Origin of the sequence: Streptomyces sp. NPDC002044 (assembly GCF_040296725.1) — a bacterium.
Taxonomy (GTDB): Bacteria; Actinomycetota; Actinomycetes; order Streptomycetales; family Streptomycetaceae; genus Streptomyces; species Streptomyces antarcticus.
In genome coordinates this window covers 1-3,846 of record NZ_JBEOXU010000278.1, presented here as the reverse complement: position 1 = coordinate 3,846, position 3,846 = coordinate 1, and the positions used below count along the sequence as shown (strand labels likewise).

Genomic DNA, 3,846 nt, shown 5'->3' with positions numbered 1-3,846 from the left:
GGCGACGACGTCCTTGGTGCCGTCCTTGTCGATGACGAGGTAGTTGACGGCGGAGGCGCCGGGCCTCAGCTTGACGTACGCGCACCGAGCCGCCGGGTCAGGGCGCGCCGGCGGTCGGGCCCGGCCGCGCCGTCGATCCATCCGGCGGCCCGGTCTCCGAGGTCCGCGGCCGGGTCGAGGTCGAGGAGGACCCGTACGGCCAGGGCGGCGCCCTGCATCAGCGGGGAGGCGTCCCGGGCGAGGCCGGCGAGGGCGGCGTCGGTGCGCAGGCCGAGGTGGAACGCGGCGGCCCGGTCGGCGAGCGCGACGAGGGCGGCCGCGTCGGCGGGATCGTCACTGCCGGCGAGGCCGGGCAGGGAGCGTACGGCGGCTTCGAGCAGGTCACCGGTGAGCGCGGCGGCGGTGGCGCGGGTCTCCTCCCCGGCGCCGGGGAGGTGGCCGCGGTGCAGGGCTTCCAGGAGGTCGAGGGCGTCGAGGAGTTCGGGCAGGGTGGCGGTCCGCGGCAGGACGGAGGCCGCCTCGTGGAGTCGTACGCCGACCAGTTCGGGCAGGTCGCAGCGCGCGGCGGCGGCCAGCCCGGCGAGGATCCCGGCCGGGGTCGGGCCGCCGTCGGCGGCGGCGCGGCGGGCGGTGTCGCGCAGCGTCCCGGCGGCCGCCTGGGCGGCGGTGACGCCGCGTACCCCGGCGAGGTCGAGGCGCGCGGGGACGGACGGGGTCCAGGCCAGGCGCCACTTGGTGCCGAGGGCGGAGCCGTCACCGGTGGCGGCCACGGCGACCGGTTCCCCGTACGAGGCGCCGCAGACGGCGAGGCGTTGCAGCAGGACCTCGCGGCGGCCGTCGAGGGGTGAGCGGAGCGGGTCGAGACGGAGCTCGCGGGGGGCGGGGTCGTCGGGGCCCGGGAGCCGCAGTTCCGCCACCTCGGCCTCGACCGAGGGGCCGAGGCCGGAGCGGGGCGCGTGCGGGGTGATCCGCCCGCGGGACGTGCCGACGAACACCGCCTCCAGGGCGCGGGCCAGGGCCCGGCCCCGGCCGAGGGGCTCGCCCTGGCCGAGGACGGTGGTGACGGCCTCGATGAGCTCGCCGCGGCCCGGCGCGGGGAGTCCGCGCAGGACCGCGAGGTCGCAGGCGAGGCGCAGGGCTTCGGCGGCCTCGCCGGTCCCGGCCGTGTGCCCGGCGCGGCGCAGCTCGCGGCAGAGCCGGGTGACGGCGACGGAAGCCGCCTCCCGCACCCGGACCGGGTCGCCCGCGGCGTGCAGGACGGCCTGCTGCCAGAGCGGGTCGCGGATGCCGGCGGGGTACCCGGAACGGGAGTCGAGCAGGTCGAAGGAGTACGGCACGAACGAGGTGACCGCCCCGCCCCCGGACTCGGCAACGGCCCCCGCGACCCCGCGACCGGCGCGGATGCCCACCGCGGACGCGGCGCCGGTGCCCCGGGCGGACACTCCGCCGGAACCGGCCGCGATGCCGGCTCCCCAGGCGGACCCGCCCCCGGAGGGCGCAGGACCGGAGAGCGCCGCGCCGGCGGGCGCCGCGCCGGCGGGCGCGAAGCGCGCGGAGCCGGTGGGCGCGGCGGGCGTCGCCGCCCCGGAAGCCACCGTGGTGCCTGCGGCCGACGCGCTCCCCGGGGCCCCCGCGCCGGTCGGCGCACGCCGCGCGGAACCGGTGGCCGCCGCGGACGACGTCGGGGCTGCGGTGGCGCCGGAGCCCGCGGCATCGGCGGCCCCGGCGGGGGTGGTTTCCCACGGCGCGGGGGCGTGCGTGGGCGGGCCCAGGAGGGCCGGGGCGTGGAAGGCGCCGATCACGGCGGCCACCGTCCGGCCGCCGGCCGCCGCCGTGGCGATCACCTCGCGCATGTGGGCCTCGCGGGCCAGGTCCGTGGCCGGGACGGCCGCGTCCTCGCGCAGGGCCCAGCCGACGCCGAGCGCGGCCCGCCGTACGGCTTCCGGGGAGCATCCCGGAGCGAGGACCTCGACGGCGCGGTCCCACATGTCCTCGCCGGTGCGGCCCGTCCCGGCGGCGGTGAGCCCGTCCGCGTACGAGCGCCCCGGAGCGAGCGGGTCCGCACCGGGAGCCGGTGCGGACTCCGGGGCCCCGTCGACGGCGGGAGCCGGCTGCCCGGGCCGGTCCGGTCCGGCGTCCGCGGGAGTACCGGCCCACGCGCGGGACGACAGGGGGAGGTCGCAGCACAGCACGGCCGCACCGCGGGCGCGCGCCCAGCGGATCGCGGCCAGTTCGGGCGAGAAGTCCGCGAACGGGTAGAACGCCAGGCGGCCGTCCTCCCCCGTTCCCGCCAGGGCGACCGGGGCCACCGTCTCGGGATCGGCGAGGTGCTCCAGCCATGGCTGGAACTCCGCCGGCAGCTCCACGCACACCACGTCCGCACCCGAGGCGTCCAGCAGCTCCCCGACCACCGCGGCCAGTGCGGGACTGTGGTGGCGCACCCCGAGCAGGTACGGCGTACGGGACGCCGCCAGCGCGGCGACCGCGTCGCGCGGGTCGGTACGCGTCATCACAGGCTCCCGCGCAGGTCCCACAGGCGGCGCCACATGGCCGAACCGTCCTCGGCGCGGCGGCGCACCGGGCCGTCCCAGTACCCCAGCAGCCGCGCGTGGTCGGCCGGGTCGTCCTTCCGTACGACGCCCAGCAGGTGGCCCGGCAGCAGGTCCAGCACGTCACCGCCCGGAAGGTACGCGGCGGCGACCCCCAGCGACGCGGCCACCTGCACGGCCTCCGCGGTGGACATGACCGTGCCGGGGCGCTCCACGTCCCAGCCCTCGGCGGAACGCCCCGAACGCAGGTCCCGGAAGACGGTGACGAGGGCGTCGAGGACGGCGTCGTCGACGCCGAACGCGGCGCCCGCCCGCCGGACGGCGGCGACCGCCTGGCGGCGGATCAGCGCGGCCTCCGCGTCCGCGTCCGCGATCGGGGCGACGGTCTCGAAGTTGAAGCGGCGCTTGAGGGCGGCGGACATCTCGGAGACGCCTCGGTCGCGGAGGTTGGCGGTGGCGATGACCGTGAAGCCGGGGGCCGCGGAGACCACCGCGTCCTCGGTGGCGGTGAGTTCGGGCACGCTGACCCGGCGGTCGGACAGGATCGACACCAGCGCGTCCTGCACCTCGGGCAGGCAGCGGGTGATCTCCTCGACCCGGACCACCCGCCCGGTCCGCATCGCGGACAGCACCGGGGAGTCGACGAGGGCCTGCGCGGTGGGTCCCTGGGCGAGCAGCAGCGCGTAGTTCCAGCCGTAGCGGAAGGCGTCCTCGGTGGTACCGGCCGTGCCCTGCACGGTGAGGGCGCTGGTTCCGCTGACGGCGGCGGCCAGCAGTTCGGACAGCATCGACTTGGCGGTGCCGGGCTCGCCGGTGAGCAGCAGGCCGCGCTCACCGGCGAGGGTGACGACGCAGCGCTCCACGAGGGAACGTTCGCCGACGAACTTGGCGGCGATGGCCATCCGCGCGGGCAGCCCGGACCCGGCGCGCCGCTCGGGCAGCACGAGTTCGGTGCCGTCGCTTCCGCTGCCGCAGACGAACGTGACCACGGCGCGCGGGGTCAGGGCCCAGCCGGGCGGGCGGGGGCCGGGGTCCTGGGCGGCGAGGAAGGCGAGCTCGGCGGCGTACCGCTCCTCCGCCGGGAGTACCTGGCGGGCGGGAGCCGCCGGGGCGGGCTGGTCGGTGACGGTCATCGGGGTGTTCCTCCGGTGGGGTGGTGCGGGTCGTGGGCGGGACGGTGAGAGGCGGGGACAGTGCTGGCGGGGGGCTCGGCGGGCGGGCAGCGGGAGTCCTCGTACAGCTCCAGGGTCTTCTTCGCCTCGGGCTTGCCGACGACGACCGTGGTGCCGTCCTCGCC

2 protein-coding genes and 1 pseudogene are annotated in these 3,846 nt (G+C 78.5%); all 3 read right to left on the bottom strand.

Annotation, left to right across the window (positions count from 1 at the left end):
- Window positions 1–65: 65 nt before the first annotated feature.
- On the bottom strand, window positions 66–2,510 hold the full coding sequence (locus ABT106_RS31375) for a DUF5682 family protein (RefSeq protein WP_351284304.1): 2,445 nt from the start codon (window positions 2,508–2,510) through the stop codon (window positions 66–68).
- Window positions 2,510–3,682: an ATP-binding protein gene (locus ABT106_RS31370; protein WP_351284301.1), complete on the bottom strand. Its 1,173-nt coding sequence runs from the start codon at window positions 3,680–3,682 to the stop codon at window positions 2,510–2,512. Before ABT106_RS31370 ends, ABT106_RS31375 begins: the two co-directional genes overlap by 1 nt.
- A gap of 83 nt (window positions 3,683–3,765) precedes the next feature.
- Window positions 3,766–3,846, bottom strand: a pseudogene (locus ABT106_RS31365) (thioredoxin domain-containing protein); the annotation flags it as partial.

What these genes read in the sequence shown, in the direction of transcription:
- ABT106_RS31370 (WP_351284301.1), bottom strand. Translation starts at nt 3,682, where the DNA reads ATGACCGTCACCGACCAGCCCGCCCCGGCGGCTCCCGCCCGCCAGGTA.
- ABT106_RS31375 (WP_351284304.1), bottom strand. Translation starts at nt 2,510, where the DNA reads ATGACGCGTACCGACCCGCGCGACGCGGTCGCCGCGCTGGCGGCGTCC.